Here is a 16,282-nt window from a genome sequence, read left to right on the forward strand (position 1 = left end):
GGTCGGCCATGGTCGTTGGAGACGTCACGACGGGCACGGAGTTGTTGATCATCGGCGCGGGTCCTGGGGGATACGTCGCCGCGATCCGCGCGGGCCAGCTCGGTATCGACACCACACTGGTCGAGAAGGACGCCTACGGCGGGACCTGCCTGAACCACGGCTGCATCCCCTCAAAGGCGCTGATCTCGGCGACGGACGTGGCCCACGACGCGCGCGAGGCCGAGGAGATGGGCATCCACGCCGACCCCGCGGTGGACCTCGCGGGGATGGTCGACTGGAAGGACGAGGTGGTGGACCAGCTCACCGGCGGCGTCGAACAGCTCTGTAAGGCCAACGACGTCAACCTCGTCGAGGGGCGCGCGGAGTTCGCCGACGAGAACACGGTGCGAGTAGCTCACGGGGGCGAGGGCCAGGGCTCCGAGTCCATCGAGTTCGAACACGCCATCGTCGCCACTGGCTCGCGACCCGTCGAGGTCCCGAACTTCGAGTTCGACGGCGAACACGTCATCTCCTCGCGCGACGCGCTCGCGCTCGACTCGGTCCCCGACAGCCTCGTGGTCGTCGGCGCGGGCTACATCGGGATGGAGCTCGCCACCGTCTTCGCGAAGCTCGGGACCGATGTGACTGTGGTCGAGATGCTCGACGACATCCTGCCGCCCTACGAGGACGACGTCTCGAAGGTCGTCAGGAACCGCGCCGAGGAGTTGGGCATCGACTTCTTCTTCGGCGAGGCCGCGAGCGACTGGGAGGAGTCGGGCGACGGCATCACCGTCCGCACGGAGAACGAGGATGGCGAGGTCTCGGAGTTCGGCGCGGAGAAGGCGCTGGTGGCGGTCGGACGCGCGCCCGTCACGGACACCCTGAACCTCGACGCGGTAGGCCTCGAAACGGACGAGGACGGGTTTCTGGCTACCGACGACCGCGCCCGCACCGATGTGGAATCGGTCTTCGCCGTGGGCGACGTCGCGGGCGAACCCATGCTCGCGCACAAGGGCATGAAGGAGGGCGAGGTCGCCGCGGAGGTCGTCGCGGGCGAGCCCTCGGCGCTCGACTACCAGGCCGTCCCCGCCGCGGTGTTCACCGACCCCGAGATCGGGACGGTGGGGATGACCGAGGAGGAAGCCGAGGAAGCGGGCTTCTCGCCGGTCGTCGGGCAGATGCCGATGCAGGCCAGCGGACGTGCGCTCACGCTCGGCGACACCGACGGGTTCACGCGCGTGGTCGCCGACGACAACGCGGGCTTCATCCTCGGTGCGCAGGTCGTCGCCCCCGAGGCCTCGGAGCTCATCGCGGAGTTCGGCCTCGCGATCGAGATGGGCGCGACCCTCGAGGACGTGGCCGCCACGATCCACACCCACCCGACGCTCGGCGAGACGGTGATGGAGGCCGTCGAGAACGCCCAGGGGAAGGCGATCCACACGCTGAATCGCTGACTGGTCGGTTCGACGTTCGAACGAGCGCTGTCACGCCGAGGGGCATTAGAACTCGCCAGCGAATTCCGCATCGGTCAATAGCGGTGGGTAGTCCGTTCGTGCGGCGAGGTGTTTCGAAGCGGAGACGCTTCGTTTGTATTCCCCGTAAACACGGTATCGTTCACCCTCGATGGTGGTTCGTGACGTCCCTCGTTTCCCCCCGAAGACCATCCAATCGCTCTCGTCTGCGCCGGTTTTTCTGACGTTGAACCAGCAGACCATCTTGATATCGTTCTCGTCGACGTATTCGAAGGCATCCTGAATCCACTGGGCCTTCTTTTCAGGCCGGTAACCATCACCCGAATCGGGAACTGAAGACGAGGCCATTTCTATCAATGCCAGTGGTTTGTCATTCAGGTCCCGTATTCGCTTCACCATCGACCCGAACACCCGATTCGGGGAGCGCCAGTTCGAGGTCGAGTCGTTCTCGTAGCGCTGACTCCCGCCAAAGTTGAAACCGTCAAGCCCTACCCAGTCCACGTACTCGTCCCCTGGATAGTACCGTTCGGCCCGGATGTTGCCGATATCCTCGGCATTCGGCGACCAGATCCACTGCACGTTCGTCTCATCCAACCCGGTCTCCGAGAAGACATCGTAGATATGTCGCCACATCATAATGTAATCGTCAGGTGTACCAGTTGCGGGGTTCTGACCCGTAGTTGAGTTGGGAGTCGAGGGAGCGTCTGCAGCGATCTCCTTGGAATCTAGTGCGCTCCAGGGAAACCAGTCACCGTTCATCTCGTAGGCGGGTCGGAAGTAGAATCGTCGTCCTCGCGTTTTTTCGCCTCGTGGACGGGCCCAGTCGTTGAGGAGAGTCGCCCACGCTTCGAGGTGGTCGTCGTAATTCCCGTTTGCGATCCGGGCCTCTACGTCCTCAGGAGTCTGTTGCTTTCGTTCGGAGTAGGGTTTCCACGAGATGAGCGGAACATGATTACGCTCCCAGATGTCGGTCAACGCACCCTTTACGAATCCCTTCTTGTTCTTCCGTGGAATGAACGCGTTGATGTATACCATCGCGACCGCTGGCTTCTGTGAAAGCCACGTACTGAAGCGATCAAGGTTCGAGATGAGGTCCGATCCTGGCCCTCCGGAGTAGACTCCCGTGAGCGCTGTTCCTGACCGTGTTTCGGGTGATTCAGGTGTTGGTGTCGATGTTGGTGTCTCGCTTGATCCTGTCCCATTGGCTGGCGTTGGCGCGGAAACCCCGTCGAACGGCGTTGAGCACCCACTCAGACCGAGGACACCAGCCAGACTGGTATCCCGGAGAAACTTTCGACGATCCATTGGACGATTCGAAGTGAGTTGTGACCAATTTAAAGACTCGTCTTATTATAATCTCAGTTACAGAACGCGGACTCATCGACCTCATCTACCCGTAGTCATATAACCCCATTCCCGTAGGACTAGAATCAGTCGGGTTTGTTCGCGAAGTTCACGAACGCGTCGAGCTTCTCGGCGGCCCCGTCGGTGACCGAGGAGCCGTGGTAGACGAGGCCGGCGTCGAACTCGTAGTCGAGCAAGCGTTCGAGGTTCTCGTCGGCCGCGTTCAGGTCCGTCGAGTAGAACGCGGTCGGCAGGACGAAGTAACCCGCCGGCAGGCCGCGCACGTCCGAACCGAAGACCGCATCGCCCATCACCGCGACGTCGCGTGACTCGTCGATCAGGACGTGGTTGTCCTCGGTGTGACCGGGGACGTGGACCGCCTCGAAGCTCCCGATCCGGTCGCCGTCGCCGTAGCGGTGGTCGGGGTCGTGTTCGGTGTCGAGGTCGGTCTCCGCCGGGACGAACGTCTCGACGCCGTAGCGCTCGACCACTTCGTCGAACCCCCCGACGTGGTCGCCGTCACCGTGGGTGACGACGAGGCGTTCGGGCTCGATCCCCACCTCGTCGACGCCCGCGGCGAGCGCGTCGACGGTGTCGGCGAGTCCACAGTCGAACAGGGTCGGTGTGTCACCGTCGACGAGGAACACCCGGAACCGGCCGTTGCCCTCCCGAACCGTGATGTCGTGGACGTCGGGATGGATCTCGGTCACGGTCGTCGGTGGGGCGACGAGCGCATAAACCCAGCGAGGAGGGTATCGTGGGACGCGCGTCGGGCCACGAGGCGGCGAGTCCCCGTGTCCGCCGGGTTTTTGTCCGGTCGTCCACAACGGGGCGTATGAGCGGCTCCGAGGAAGACATCGAGGAACTCCGCGAACAGAAGCTCGAACAGCTGAAGGAACAACAACAGGGCGGCGGCTCCCAGGAAGCGCAGGAGGCCCAACAGGCCCAGCAGGAACAGGCCGAGGCCCAGAAGAAGGCCGTCCTCCGTCAGAACGTCACCGACGAGGCGCGCCAGCGGCTCAACTCGGTGAAGATGTCGAAACCCGACTTCGGCGAGAAGGTCGAACAGCAGGTGTTCGCGCTCGCGCGCTCCGGCCGACTCGGCGACAAGATCGACGACGACCAGATGCGCGAACTCCTCACCGAACTCAAACCCGACCGCAAGAGCTTCGACATCAAACGACGGTAACCACTCGTTCGACCCAACAGGGATTTTATGTGAATCGCTAGATGATTTTATCTATCGGCGAGCCGTAGTAGTGTCATGGATCTCAATCGTCGAACCATGCTGAGAGGCTCGGCTCTCGGATTTTTCGGGGTTGGTGTTGGCTCCGGTAGCGAAGGACGGGCGGCCGCCGCCCCGGCACCTACCGCGACAACGTCGAAGTCGCTGGCGAGTGCCGTCGCTTCCGGTATGGAAACCTATCGAAGTCCGTCGAAGGATGCGGCGCTGGTGGACATCGCCCAGGACTTCACCCCAGCAGTCGGCGAGGTGCGCCACGCTCCGGTCCCCTTCACCGGGTCCGACGGGCAGACCTATCTGGCGTACGAACTCGAAGTGACGAACTTCACGACCGGGTCGGTAACGATAGAGCAGCTCGAAGTGATCGATACGGAGACGAGTGCGGTGATTCACGTCCTCGATGCCGACGAGGTGGCTGGTCGTCTCCAACCCGCGGGGCGGCGGGAGAGCGTCGCGTCGTTGGAGCCGTCGATGACGGCGCTCGTGTTCTTGCACGTGACCGTCGACGATCCGTCCGACGTTCCCGACGGGCTGCGTCATCGAGTATCCCTCCAGGTCGAAGCCGCACCGCCGGGCCAACGAGAGCTCGTCGAGACCATCGGCGACGTCACGGTCGACCGGCGCGGGGTCGTCACCGTCGGGCCGCCGCTGCGGGGGTCGAACTACATCGCGGCCGATTCGTTCGGGGACGCGGTCCGTCACACCCGGGCGGCGCTGCCGGTCAACGGGCGGATCTGGCTCGCACAGCGCTACGCGGTCGACTACGAGCAACTCGATGCCGAGGATCGTATCTACAACGGTCCACGGGAGGACCTCGAAAGCTACACGATATACGGGGAGGAGGCGGTCGCGGTCGCCGACGCGACGGTCGTCACCGTGATCGACGGTGTCTCGGAGAACGTCCCCGGTGCGTTCCCGGAGGGGATCACGCTCGAAGAAGCGGACGGCAACGCGGTGATCCTCGACCTCGGCGACGAGAACTACGCCCTGTACGCCCACTTCCAACCGGGCAGCATCCGTGTGGTGGAAGGCGACCGCGTCGAGCAGGGAGACGTTCTGGCGCTGGTCGGCAACTCGGGCAACAGTATCGCCCCACACCTGCACTTTCACGTCATGAACCGGCCGCTGTCGCTGGCCTCCAACGGTCTGCCGTACCTGGTGGATTCGTTCTCTATCCTCGGGAAAACGCCGGGGACTGCTGCGTTCGACCAGGCTGAAGCGGATGGGGAACCGCTGGCCGTCGACCGGTTCGACCCGCCGGTGGCGTCCGTTGGCACCCTGCCCCTCGACCAGATCGTCGTGGGCTTCGACTGATTCTGGCGTCCGGCGGTCAGCGCTCCGTGTCCTCGGGTGAACCACCCCTGTCGAAACGATTCTCGGCGATGAGGCGTCGAATCACCGGCCCGTCGGCAGTGTCGTCCATTCCGTAAGCGTGAACACCCGAATACCACTAACCGGGGTACATGTACGACGGCATCAAGGGCTTTCGCGACATCTATCCCGACGAGATGGCCGCTCGCCGAACGGCCATCGACGCCCTCGAAGACACCGCACGGCGGTACGGCTTCCGCGAGATAGCCACCCCGGCCCTCGAACGCGCCGAGCTCTGGACCGACAAGTCCGGCGACGACATCGTCGAGGAACTCTACGCCTTCACCGACCGTGGTGGCCGCGAGGTGGCGATGACACCCGAACTCACGCCGACCGTCGCGCGGATGGTGGTGGCGAAACAACAGGAACTCTCGAAACCCATCAAGTGGGTCTCGACCCGGCCCTTCTGGCGGTACGAGCAGGTCCAACAGGGCCGCTTCCGGGAGTTCTACCAGACCAACGTCGACGTCTTCGGCTCCGCGGAGCCGACGGCCGACGCCGAGGTCCTGGCCTACGCCGCCGACGCGCTGACTGAGTTGGGACTCACGAGCGAGGACTTCGACTTCCGGGTCTCCCACCGCGACATCCTGGGGGGGTTGCTCGAATCGATCGACCCCGAGGTCGACACCGAGGCGGCCATCCGCGCGGTCGACAAACGCGAGAAGCTCGAAGCCAACGAGTACCTCGGGCTGCTCCGGGACGCGGGCCTCTCGACGGACGAGGCCGAGGACTTCGACGCGCTGCTCGACACCGACGAGGAGGACCTCGCCGACCTCGTGGCCTTCGCTGGGACCGAGCGGGTCGAAGAGGCCGTCTCGAACCTCGAAGCCGTGCTCGCGGCCGCCGACGACCTCGGCGCGCGCGAGTACTGCACGCTCTCGCTCGACACCGCCCGCGGACTCGACTACTACACCGGTGTCGTCTTCGAGTGTTTCGACACGACGGGCGAGGTCGGTCGATCGGTGTTCGGCGGCGGGCGCTACGACGACCTCATCGAGGGCTTCGGCGGGCAACCCACCCCCGCCGTCGGGGTGGCGCTCGGGCTCGCCCCGCTCTCGTTGCTCTGTCAGCGCGCCGACGTCTGGCCCGACGAATCGTTGTCGACCGACTACTACGTCCTGCAAGTGGGAGACACCCGCGAGACGGCCGCCGAACTCACCCGGGAGCTGCGGGGACGGGGTCACGTCACCGAGACCGATGTCGCGGGTCGGAGCTTCGGGGCACAACTGGAGTACGCCGACTCGATCGAGGCCGAGACGGTGGTGATCGTCGGCGAGCAGGACCTCGCGGAGGGACAGTACACGGTGAAGGACATGGAATCGGGCGACCAGACCGAAGTACCAGTGGAGGCGTTCCCCGGCGAGCACGAGCGCCCGACCTACGACGACTTCGCGGCGTAGGCGGGGGAAAAGCAGCGAGGCAACTCAGTCCTGTGGCGTCGCCTGCCCGGCGGCGGTTCGGTCGGTGTCGACGGTCTCCTGGACCTGGGTGTAGACCAACACGAGGCCGACGGCCGCGAGCACCGCGCCGAAGGCGAACGGCGTGACGTAGCCGAACCGAACCAGGAAACCGGAGGAGAGGGGTCCGATCGCGGTGCCCAGCCCGAACGACATCGTGAGGACCGAGAGCTGGGTCCCCGAAGCGCCCTTCCGCGCGAGGTCGCCCGCGAGCGCGAGCGCGGGGGCGAACACCGCCGCACCCGCGAGGCCCTGGGCTGCCCGCGCGACGATCATCTCCCACGGTGCGGTCACGAGCCCCTGGGCGAGGGTGGCGGGCACGAGGATCACGAGTCCGGCGAGGATGAACGGTTTGCGGCCGATGCGGTCGCTCGCGCTCCCGATCGGGGCCTGGACCAACACCTGGATCAGCACGAACGCCGCGAACTCGATCCCGAACAGTTGGGCACCCTGGTTGAGCCGCTCGTTGACCTGGGGTTCGATGGCGGAGAGCAGCGCGATACCGATCGCCATGAACAGCGAGGCGACCCCGAGGGTGAACACCGGGTCGAGCGTGCTGTCGCCGTCGTGGTTCAAGATCGCGATCGAGGTGTCGTCGGACGACTCCACGGGGTCGATGTCGGGGTCCTCGACGAGGAGCATCACGAGCACGATGCTGACGATCGCCGAGGCCGACGCGATGTAGAAGGCGGCCTCGAAACCGGTCATCTCGAAGCCGGCGACCACGTAGTGGGCGATCTCGTCGGTGGACCCGAACCCGGAGACGACCGCGCCGGCGAAGATCGGGCCGGCCCCGAACCCCAGCAGTCTGAAGGTGTTGAACGTCCCCATGTTGCCACCGCGGCTCGTGTCGTCGGCGAGTTCGTTCACCAGGGCGATGGTGGCCACGATGGTGAACGCGACGCCGACTCCCTGAGCCGCCCGGATGGCGAGCAGCGCCCAGTAGCTCGAGACGAGGGAGTACGTGAAGTTCGCGACCCCGAGCACGGCGAGGCCGAACAGTACGAACACCTTTCGCTTGCCGAGTCTGTCGGAGATGCGACCGGCGAACGGCTGGAGCGCGCTGTTGAAGAAGCCGAAGGCCGCGAGGATGATCCCGGTGATCAGCGAGACCCCGAGGCCACCCGTCCCACCCGTGATGATGCCGCTGGAGACGTAGAGCGGGAGGACGACGATCAGAAACGAGTTACCGACCGAGTCGGCCATCCGGGCGATGGCGAGCGCGAGCACCTCGCGGTTGACGCCGATGTATTCCTGTATCGTACTCACTGCGGGCCCGGTCCCCCTCGCCCTCGTCTCGACCGCCCGTCTCCGCGGGACGGCGGTCTCGGTTCTCCACGCGTTGGTTGGACCATATAGTCAGCGGAGGCTACCGGGCGGTCGACTATCAACGCTTCGAACCCGGCGGTCGACGCACCGAAGTCCCCCGCCGTCGATCCACCGCTATGCGCGCGTTCCGGGTGGCCTACGACGGCCGTCCCTACCACGGCTTCCAGCGCCAGCCGACGGTCCCGACGGTCGAGGGGACACTGTTCGACGCGCTCCGGGACCTCGGCGTGCTCGACGCGGCCGCCGACAAGCCGTCGGGCTACGCCGCCGCGGGCCGCACCGACCGTCGAGTGTCGGCGGTCGCCCAGACCGTCGCGTTCGATGTTCCCGATTGGCTCGTTCCGCGGGCGCTGAACAGCGAGCTTCCCGAGTCGGTTCGGGCGTGGGCGCACGCCGACGTGTCGCCTGATTTCCACGCCACCCACGACGCGGCCGCGCGGACCTACACCTACCACCTCCACGCGCCCGCCGCCGAGGTCGGCCGAGCTCGCGAGGCGTGCAGCCGGCTCGCCGGCGAACACGATTTCCACAACCTCACGACCGACGACCGGAACACCGTCCGGGCGCTCGACGTGCGGGTGGAGCCCGATGGCGAGTTCCTGGTGCTGACCGTGCGAGCGGGCGGCTTCTCGCGCAACCTCGTCCGGCGGGTCGGCGCGCTCGTCCGGGCGGTGGCGGTGGGTGCAGCGCCGGTCGAGAAGATCGACCGGGTGCTCGCGTCCGACCCGCTCGACGGGCCGGCGGGCATCGGCCCCGCACCGGCGACGGGGCTGGTCCTGACCGACGTCGAGTACCCCGACCTCGACTTCGAGGTCGACGAGGCGGCCGCGGCGAGCGCGCGTCAGGTCTTCGCGGAGAAACGGGTCGCGGCCGCGACCGCCGCTCGCGCGGCGGGCGAGGTCGGTGGCCGGATCGGCTAATCCCAGTCGGGGGGCCAGACCTCGGCCGCGCGCATTCCGGGTTCGGCCCCCGCCTCGCGGAGCGTCGCACGGAGGGCGTCGGTGTCGATGGAGGGGGGATCGGTCGTCGTGAGGTCGCGAACGAGGAGCGCGGCGAGCATGGCGTGTGTCCGGAGGTTTCGAGGGTCGACCTTGTCGCGGGTGTCGGCGCGGGTGTGGGTGAACCCGCGGTCCCACTCCCCGCCGCCGTCCGGTGCCCGACTGTGGAGCTGGAGCGCCGGGATCCCACGCCTGAGAAACGGCCAGTGGTCGCTGTAGGGGTGTGGTCCCTCGGCCGTGGCGATGGGCTGCCCGCTCTCCTCGGCGACGCGCTCCGCCACGGCCGTCATCGCTTCCGAGGTGTGGGTGAGCGCCCGGAGGTCCCGAAACCGGCCCGCACCGTCGACGTTGACGACCGCTTTCACCCGGTCGAGGTCGAGCGACTCGGCGAGCGCCGCGCTCCCGAGCAAGCCGAGTTCCTCACAGCCGACCGCCGCGACCCGGACCCGCGAGTCGAGGTCGAGGTCGGCGAGGAGGCGTGTCGCGGCGAGCGCGACCGCGACGCCACAGCCGTTGTCGAGCGCGCCCTGACCGATATCGTGGGCGTCGTAGTGGGCCATCACGAGGATCTCCGAACTCGACTCGGGGCCGAACTCGGCCACCACGTTCCGACTCTCGCCGTCGTCGGTGGTCGCGTCGACCCGCAGGCTGGCTTCCGCATCCTCGGCCGCGTACTCCCGGAGCCACGCGCCGGTCTCGTGGCTCACCCCGATGCCGGGGATCGGTGCCTCGCGGTCGAACTGGAGCGCACCGGTGGGCGGGAGCTGGCCGCGAACGTGGTTGTGGAAGACGAACCCGCGCGCGCCGGCCGCCGCGGCGTGACCCAACTTCTCCATTCGGTGGGTGTGGCGCTCGCCCGCCGGCGAGTCGGTGCTCGCGACGGCGATCGCCCCCTCGACGGCGGCCGCCTCGACCTCGGTGGGGGTGCCGTGGCCCACGTCGACGAGCGGGGCGCGGCGGTCGGCGGCGGGCGAGTACGGGAGCGCGATCGCCTCGAACTCCCGACGATTCGCGTCGGGCGGGTGGACGGCGAACCCGGTTCGACCGCGGGTCCAGCGGCGCATCCCGAACGGCTCGATTCGGGGGTCGAGCCCGAGCGCGTCGAGTTCGTCCGCGACGATCCGGGCCGCACGGCGCTCGCCGGGGCCGCCGCCGAGGCGGTCGTCGAGCGCACAGAGGCGGGTGAGGAGGTCCCACGGGAAGTCGTCGTGCCACGCCGCCCCGAGCGCGCCGTCGATGTCCTCGGAAACCATGACGACCGTGCGTGCCCGAACGGGAGGTGCGTTGCGGTCGCGGGAATCGGCGGACTCAGTCCGCGAGGAGGGTCGATTCGACGTAGGTGTCGAGGGTGTCGCGGGCCGCCACCTCCGCCGTATCCGACGTCACGAGGTGGCGCGTCATCCCACCCTCGGTGAGCGAGAGGAGGAGGTCGGTGGTGTACGCCGGGTCGACGTCCCGGAAGTCGCCGGTCTCGATACCGCGTTCGAGGATCTCGACGAGGGTCTCGTGGAGCAGCCGGTCGGCGCGGGCGAACTGCTCGCGGTAGGCCTCGTTTATCGGGGCCTGCGAGCGGAGTTCGAAGATGGTGAGCCGGAACGCGCGCGTTTCGTCGTCGAGCGTCGCCGGCAGCGACCGGTCGAGGAACGTTTCGATCTGTTCGCGTGGGGTGGCGTCCGGGTCGACCGCGTTCCTCGTCGCGAACTGGTCGAGCCCGTCCTTCAGCACGTCGATGAGGAGCTCGTCCTTGGTGTCGTAGTGGTAGTAGAGCAGCGACTTGCTCTTCTCGAACTCGTCGGCGATCGCCTGGATCGTGAGGTCCGCGTACCCGTGCGTCTGGAGCGCGGCGTAGGTCGCCTCCACGATGGCGCGCTGCGTCTCCGAGCGCTGGTCCACGTCGCCGTCTGCGGCCATGGCTACTGAATAACCGTTCAGCGTCGAAAAGGGTTTTCCTTCACCGGGTCGGCCCGGAACCCGGCTCGTCGAGGGGCTCGGCACACCACCGGCAGAACGCGAGGTCGTCGTCGACGTCCCGTCCGCACTCGGGACAGACCGCTATTTGACCGTCGGCGGTGCCGGCCCGGAGCTGAAGCAGGTAGTTGTCGACGACCGCGATCCGGTAGGCGTCGAACACGCTGAACGCGCTCACGACGAGGAGGGGTAAAGCATCGAGCCAGGCGAACGAACCACCCGACAGCAGCGCGTCGAGCGTCGCGTCCGGGACGAACACGGTCGAGAGCAGGGTCAGCCCGATCCAGCCGAGCGCGCGGAGCCAGCGCCGGAGGTAGAGGTGGCCGAGCGCGGGCACCGCCGCCCCGAGGACCGCCGCGAGCCACGGCCGCTTCTTCGAACGGGTTTCCATCACGTTGACTGAACAGTTAGTTACGAATCAATCTTTCGCTCACCGGGTCGTTGCCCGGGTTCGCGGGTCGGCCTCTCAGGAGCCGTCGGGTGCGATGAGCTCGACCGGGTGGACCACGCCGTCCTCGAACACCGCCCCGAGCTGTTCGGTACACGAGGTGCCGCTGGCGACGAGCTGGCGACTCGGGTCCTCGAACGCGTCTTCGAGCTCGCTCCCGACGTCCATCGAGAGGTCGTAGTACTCCGATTTGTAGCCGAAGCTCCCCGCCATCCCGCAGCACTCGACGTCGGAGGTCTCGACGTCGAAGCCGAGCTCGTCGAGCACCGCCTCGGTGTAGGTTTCGAGCCCGAGGGTGCGCTGTTGGCAGTGGCTGTGGTAGGCTACCGGCGTCGTGGGCGTGGCGAGAGCGTCCCCGCTCGCGCCGTCGGCGAGCAGCCCGTAGACGTATTCGAGGACGTCGTAGCTGTTCGCCGAAATTCGAGGAGAGTCGTCGGGCACGAGCTTCTCGTACTCGCGCCGGAACATCGCGAGGTCCGAGGGCTCGATGGCGACGACGTCGAAGTCGGCGTCGAGGTAGGGGTCGAGCTCCGCGGCCAGCGCCTCGGCGTGGTCGGTGGCGGTCGCGATCATCCCCTGGGAGAGCGGTGCGCGGCCGGTCTCCACAGGGGGACAGAGCTCGACGTGCACGCCGAGGGCTTCGAGGGTGCGGACGGCGGCCTTCCCGCGCTCGACGAGCACGTAGTTGGTGTAGACGTCGGGATAGAGCACCACCGACCGGTTCGCCGTGGCGTTCGGCGCGCGCGGTCGCCGGGAGTCGAACCAGTCGACGAGCGTCTGCCGGCGGAAGGTCGGCAGGTCGCGCTCGGGGGCCACCCCCAGGAATCGGTCCATCGCCGTTCGCGCGGGTCCAAACGAGGTCACCCAGTTCGAGAGCGGCGCGGTCGCGCTTCCGAGTTTGGCGAGCGTCTCGAAGTTCCCGAAGAACCGCTTCTGGACGTCGACCGTTCCCTCCGCGTCGGGGGTCAGCCCCTCGACGAGGAACTCGAACTCCGAGGGCGCGGCGTCGGCGTTCAGCCGGTCCCGGACGACGGTGTTGATCCAGGGGATGTCGATCTTGACTGGGCAGGCGTTGACGCAGCGCGAGCACCCAGTACACAAATCGTTGAAGTCCGCCGCGGCCTCCTCGCCACCGATGCCGGCCTCCCAGCCGGTGGCGATGCCCCCCGTGTAGGTCTCGCCGCCGAAGGCGTGGCCGCCGACGTGCTGGAAGTTGGCACAGGAGTTGGCGCACGCGCCACAGCGGATGCAGTAGAGCGTCTCGCGCAACTGGTCGTCGTCGCGCATGTCGAGCCGGCCGTTGTCGATCAGAACGAGATGAAAGTCCCGCTCGTCGTCACCGCTCCCGAGGGGATCGTCGGGCCGGTCGAAATCTATCGTGGGGATCTCCACGGGCGGTGTCAACATCGTGACGTACTGGGAGATGTCCTGCCCCGTTGCGCTTTTGGAGATCAGGTCGACGAACGGCTGGAGTTCCGTAGCACCAGGAATGACCTTCTCGACGCCCGTCACGGCGATGTGGGTGTTCGGCGTGACGGCGCTCTTGCGGGCGTTGCCCTCGTTCGTGACCAGCGTGATGGTGCCCGAGTCGGCGAGCACGAAGTTCGCGCCGGTCATGCCGATGTCGGCGTGGCGGATGCGCTCGCCGAGGTAGTCCCGGGCGAACTCGGTGAGTTCGTCCGCGGTTTCGAGCGGTTCCTCGGGCTCGAAGACCGCGTTGAACAGCGTCGCGATCTCCTCGCGGGACTTGTGGAGCGAGGGGCCGATGATGTGTGAAGGGGACTCGTCGGCGACCTGGAGCACGAACTCCCCGAGGTCGGTCTCCCAGACGTCCACTCCTGCCGCTTCGAGCGCCTCGTTGACCTCGATCTCCTCGGTTGTCATCGACTTGCTCTTCACCAGCGAGTCGGCGTTCTCGGACTCGGCGACGCTCGTGATGTACTGGTTGGCGTCGGCGGCGTCGTCGGCGAGGTAGAGGTGACCGCCGTTCGCCTCGACGCTCTCGCGGAGGGTGTCGAGGAGCGCGGGGAGGTCCGCGATGGCGTCCTCCTTGATCCCGCGGGCTTCGTCACGGAGAGCCTCGTACTCGTCGAAGCGCGCCGCGGCGGCGTAGCGGTCGCGGTTCATCCGCGAGACGTTCTCGTTGATGACGGGCCCCTCGGTTGCCATCAGCCCGCGGATCCGCTCGGCCTTCCGGCGGCGAGCGCGTTGAGAGCTCATCGGTCCTCCACCACGACGACGTGGACGTGTTTCGGGCCGTGGACGCCCTCCACGAGCGCGCCCATGTCGCCGGTCGAGCTCGCGCCGGTGGCGAAGACCGCCGAGCCCCCGTCCCCGAAAATCTCGTCGAGGCGGTCGACGGAGGCTTCGATGTCGTCGCACACGTCGCTCGCGCGCAGGACGGCGACGTGGTTCGGCGGGTAGAGACTCAGGGGTTCGGTCCCCCCATCGTCCGAGCGGATCAGGAGGGAGCCGTAGGCGGCGACCGCGCGGTCGGCTCTGGTGACACCGGTCTCGGCCTCGTGGAGCCCTCGGGGAGTGAGCTCCGTCTCGACGGTGGTGTCGGCGAGCGAGACGCCCTCGATGTCGAGTGCGGCACCGATCGCGGGAGCGACGACCGCCTCGTCGATCGCGGCCGGAGCGGTCGCGGCGTCGGTTCGGCTCACCGAGACGTCGAGGTCGGCGAGGGAGGTGGTGAACGTCTGCACGTCAGTCGTTGCCATGCCGAACGATCGTGGCTCGGGCGGTAAGAACTGTCGCCCCGCGAGCCGAACCCCATGACTGGACGAGGACGGTCCCGAGGTGAGAAGGCTTACTTCCGGTCGTGACCGAATTCGACGCATGAGTTCGGTTCCCGAACGCAGCGAGATCGAGACCGAGTACACGTGGGATCTGGAGAGCCTCTACGCGACCGACGAGGACTGGGAGGAAGCCTACGCCGACGTCGAGGAGTCCCTCACCGACCTCGAAGCCTACGAGGGCCGCCTGACGGAGGACGGCGAGACCCTGCTCGCGGCGCTCGAAACCCGCGAGGAGCTCTTCCGGAAGCTCGCGAACGTCGCCTCGTACGCCCGGATGCGCCGCGACGAGGACACGAGGGACCAGGAGTACCAGGCGCTCACGGCCCGCTCGCAGTCGCTCGCCGCCGACGCCTCCAGCGCGGCGAGCTTCATCGAACCCGCACTCCAGGACTGCGACCGGGAGGAGCTCGACGCGATGGCGGAGGAGGTGCCCGAGCTCGCGGAGTACGACCACTACTTCGACGACGTGCTCCGGATGAAACCCTACACCCGCTCGGCGGAGATCGAGGCGCTGCTGGCCGACCTCGGGGAGGTCACGGGCGCGGCGAGCGAGGTCTACGACATGCTCGCGAACGCCGACATGGAGTTCCCGACCGTCGAAGACCCCGACGGCGACGCGGTCGAGATCTCGTTGAGCAATTTTACAACGCTCCAGAAGAACCCCGACCGCGAGTTCCGGCGGGAGGTCCACGAGCAGTTCTACGACGAGTGGGAGACGGTACGGAACTCGGTCGGGACGGCCCACCGAAACAGCGTGAAGGCCGACGTCAAGCTCGCGAACGCGCGCCACTACGACACCGCACGCGAGGCGGCGCTCGACGGCGCGAACATCCCGATCGAGGTCTACGACACCCTCGTGGACACCGTCCATGACAACCTCGACGTGCTCCACCGCCACGCGGACCTGAAACGCGAGAGCCTCGGGGTCGACGAGCTGCGGATGTGGGACCTCTACATGCCGATGGTCGACTCCGAGAGTCCGGAAGTCACCTACGAGGAGGCCAAAGACCACGTGGTCGAGGCGCTCGCGCCGCTGGGCGAGGAGTACCAGGAACGAGTCGTCGAGGGCCTCGACTCCCGGTGGGTCGACGTCTACGAGAACAAGGGCAAAAGTTCGGGCGCGTACTCCGGCGGGACCTACGACTCACAGCCGTACATCCTGATGAACTACCAGGACGAGATCGGGTCGATGTACACCCTCGCCCACGAGCTCGGCCACTCGATGCACTCCGAACTCGCGAGCGAGGCCCAGCCCTACGTCTACGGGAGCTACGAGATCTTCGTCGCGGAAGTGGCGTCGACGGTGAACGAGGCGCTGCTGACCCACCACCTTCTGGAGACGGTCGAGGACGAGAACTTCCGCCGACACGTCCTCAACGAGTACCTCGAACGGTTCCGGTCGACGCTGGCCCGCCAGACCATGTTCGCGGAGTTCGAGCTGAAGACCCACGAGCTCTCGGAGGCGGGCGAGGCGCTCACGCCCGACCGGCTCGATTCGATCTACGGGGAGTTGAAGGAAGAGTTCTACGAGCCCGCCGTCGTGGACGACCGGATCGCACGCGAGTGGATGCGAATCCCCCACTTCTACCGGGCGTTCTACGTCTACCAGTACGCGACTGGTATCTCGGCGGCGGTCGCGCTCGCCGAGGGCATCCGCGAGGAGGGCGAGGACGCGGCGGAGCCCTACCGTGAGTTCCTCGCGTCGGGCTCGCACGACTACCCGATCGAGCTCCTCCGCGGGGCGGGCGTCGACATGACGACCGCCGACCCCATCGAGGCGGCCTTCAGCGCCTACGACGAGGCGCTCGACGAGTTCGCGGACCTGACGTAGTCGCCCCGACCAAAACCACTTTTAACGACCGGAGCCTACGA

At 67.1% G+C, this 16,282-nt stretch carries 14 protein-coding genes; 6 read left to right on the forward strand and 8 right to left on the reverse strand.

The genetic code is table 11. The features are described from left to right. The first annotated feature begins 8 nt into the window (after window positions 1-8). Window positions 9-1,433, forward strand: a complete 1,425-nt coding sequence (lpdA, locus tag D3261_RS15195) for a dihydrolipoyl dehydrogenase (RefSeq protein ID WP_120073801.1) — start codon at window positions 9-11, stop codon at window positions 1,431-1,433. A 45-nt stretch (window positions 1,434-1,478) separates the two neighbouring features. Here the strand turns inward: lpdA and D3261_RS15200 are convergent, their stop codons facing one another. Together D3261_RS15200 and D3261_RS15205 are read right to left on the reverse strand one after the other, a co-directional pair. Continuing rightward, entirely contained in the window at window positions 1,479-2,756 is a 1,278-nt protein-coding gene (locus tag D3261_RS15200; protein ID WP_120073803.1) for a glycoside hydrolase family 26 protein, read from the reverse strand. 125 nt (window positions 2,757-2,881) lie between these two features. After that, on the reverse strand, window positions 2,882-3,505 hold the full coding sequence (locus tag D3261_RS15205; protein WP_120073805.1) for an MBL fold metallo-hydrolase: 624 nt from the start codon (window positions 3,503-3,505) through the stop codon (window positions 2,882-2,884). Between the two features lie 125 nt (window positions 3,506-3,630). Here D3261_RS15205 and D3261_RS15210 point away from each other — a divergent pair, with 125 nt between their 5' ends. From D3261_RS15210 to hisS, 3 genes are all read left to right on the forward strand, one after another. Next, window positions 3,631-3,984, forward strand: a complete 354-nt coding sequence (locus D3261_RS15210; protein WP_120073807.1) for a DNA-binding protein — start codon at window positions 3,631-3,633, stop codon at window positions 3,982-3,984. A 225-nt stretch (window positions 3,985-4,209) separates the two neighbouring features. After that, window positions 4,210-5,352: a M23 family metallopeptidase gene (locus tag D3261_RS15215; protein WP_158589403.1), complete on the forward strand. Its 1,143-nt coding sequence runs from the start codon at window positions 4,210-4,212 to the stop codon at window positions 5,350-5,352. Window positions 5,353-5,501: 149 nt separating this feature from the next. Further along, window positions 5,502-6,809 carry a histidine--tRNA ligase gene (hisS, locus tag D3261_RS15220; protein WP_120073811.1) on the forward strand — a complete coding sequence of 436 codons (1,308 nt, stop codon included), beginning with the start codon at window positions 5,502-5,504 and terminating at the stop codon, window positions 6,807-6,809. Between the two features lie 24 nt (window positions 6,810-6,833). Here hisS and D3261_RS15225 read toward each other — a convergent pair whose 3' ends face one another. Next, window positions 6,834-8,135: an MFS transporter gene (locus D3261_RS15225; RefSeq protein ID WP_120073812.1), complete on the reverse strand. Its 1,302-nt coding sequence runs from the start codon at window positions 8,133-8,135 to the stop codon at window positions 6,834-6,836. A gap of 176 nt (window positions 8,136-8,311) precedes the next feature. Here D3261_RS15225 and truA point away from each other — a divergent pair, with 176 nt between their 5' ends. Then, a complete protein-coding gene (truA, locus tag D3261_RS15230) occupies window positions 8,312-9,115 on the forward strand; it encodes a tRNA pseudouridine(38-40) synthase TruA (protein WP_120073814.1) in 804 nt (267 codons plus the stop codon). Here truA and D3261_RS15235 read toward each other — a convergent pair. The 5 genes from D3261_RS15235 to D3261_RS15255 all read right to left on the reverse strand — a co-directional run bounded on the left by D3261_RS15235 (window position 9,112) and on the right by D3261_RS15255 (window position 14,332). Continuing rightward, the gene (locus D3261_RS15235) at window positions 9,112-10,446 is read right to left on the reverse strand and encodes a M28 family metallopeptidase (protein WP_120073816.1); all 1,335 of its coding nucleotides are present in this window, start codon (window positions 10,444-10,446) and stop codon (window positions 9,112-9,114) included. The two genes, truA and D3261_RS15235, sit on opposite strands and share 4 nt — an antisense overlap. Before the next feature lie 55 nt (window positions 10,447-10,501). Further along, complete coding sequence (locus D3261_RS15240) at window positions 10,502-11,104, reverse strand: TetR/AcrR family transcriptional regulator (RefSeq protein ID WP_120073818.1); 603 nt, start codon at window positions 11,102-11,104, stop codon at window positions 10,502-10,504. A gap of 40 nt (window positions 11,105-11,144) precedes the next feature. After that, window positions 11,145-11,552 carry a zinc ribbon domain-containing protein gene (locus D3261_RS15245; protein ID WP_120073820.1) on the reverse strand — a complete coding sequence of 136 codons (408 nt, stop codon included), beginning with the start codon at window positions 11,550-11,552 and terminating at the stop codon, window positions 11,145-11,147. Window positions 11,553-11,627: 75 nt separating this feature from the next. Beyond that, a complete protein-coding gene (locus D3261_RS15250) occupies window positions 11,628-13,829 on the reverse strand; it encodes an LUD domain-containing protein (RefSeq protein ID WP_120073822.1) in 2,202 nt (733 codons plus the stop codon). Beyond that, window positions 13,826-14,332, reverse strand: a complete 507-nt coding sequence (locus D3261_RS15255) for an LUD domain-containing protein (RefSeq protein ID WP_120073824.1) — start codon at window positions 14,330-14,332, stop codon at window positions 13,826-13,828. Before D3261_RS15255 ends, D3261_RS15250 begins: the two co-directional genes overlap by 4 nt. Window positions 14,333-14,450: 118 nt before the next feature. Between D3261_RS15255 and pepF the strand changes: the two genes are divergently transcribed. Beyond that, window positions 14,451-16,241 carry an oligoendopeptidase F gene (pepF, locus tag D3261_RS15260; RefSeq protein WP_120073826.1) on the forward strand — a complete coding sequence of 597 codons (1,791 nt, stop codon included), beginning with the start codon at window positions 14,451-14,453 and terminating at the stop codon, window positions 16,239-16,241. Window positions 16,242-16,282: the final 41 nt, after the last annotated feature.

It is taken from the genome of Halococcus sp. IIIV-5B, assembly GCF_003602035.1.
In the GTDB taxonomy this organism is placed as follows: Archaea; Halobacteriota; Halobacteria; order Halobacteriales; family Halococcaceae; genus Halococcus; species Halococcus salsus.

Bases quoted from the DNA above. Each gene is read 5' to 3' on its own strand.
- lpdA (WP_120073801.1), top strand. From the start codon at position 9: ATGGTCGTTGGAGACGTCACGACGGGCACGGAGTTGTTGATCATCGGC.
- D3261_RS15200 (WP_120073803.1), bottom strand. From the start codon at position 2,756: ATGGATCGTCGAAAGTTTCTCCGGGATACCAGTCTGGCTGGTGTCCTC.
- D3261_RS15210 (WP_120073807.1), top strand. From the start codon at position 3,631: ATGAGCGGCTCCGAGGAAGACATCGAGGAACTCCGCGAACAGAAGCTC.
- D3261_RS15215 (WP_158589403.1), top strand. From the start codon at position 4,210: ATGGAAACCTATCGAAGTCCGTCGAAGGATGCGGCGCTGGTGGACATC.
- hisS (WP_120073811.1), top strand. From the start codon at position 5,502: ATGTACGACGGCATCAAGGGCTTTCGCGACATCTATCCCGACGAGATG.
- truA (WP_120073814.1), top strand. From the start codon at position 8,312: ATGCGCGCGTTCCGGGTGGCCTACGACGGCCGTCCCTACCACGGCTTC.
- D3261_RS15235 (WP_120073816.1), bottom strand. From the start codon at position 10,446: ATGGTTTCCGAGGACATCGACGGCGCGCTCGGGGCGGCGTGGCACGAC.
- D3261_RS15240 (WP_120073818.1), bottom strand. From the start codon at position 11,104: ATGGCCGCAGACGGCGACGTGGACCAGCGCTCGGAGACGCAGCGCGCC.
- D3261_RS15245 (WP_120073820.1), bottom strand. From the start codon at position 11,552: ATGGAAACCCGTTCGAAGAAGCGGCCGTGGCTCGCGGCGGTCCTCGGG.
- D3261_RS15250 (WP_120073822.1), bottom strand. From the start codon at position 13,829: ATGAGCTCTCAACGCGCTCGCCGCCGGAAGGCCGAGCGGATCCGCGGG.
- D3261_RS15255 (WP_120073824.1), bottom strand. From the start codon at position 14,332: ATGGCAACGACTGACGTGCAGACGTTCACCACCTCCCTCGCCGACCTC.
- pepF (WP_120073826.1), top strand. From the start codon at position 14,451: ATGAGTTCGGTTCCCGAACGCAGCGAGATCGAGACCGAGTACACGTGG.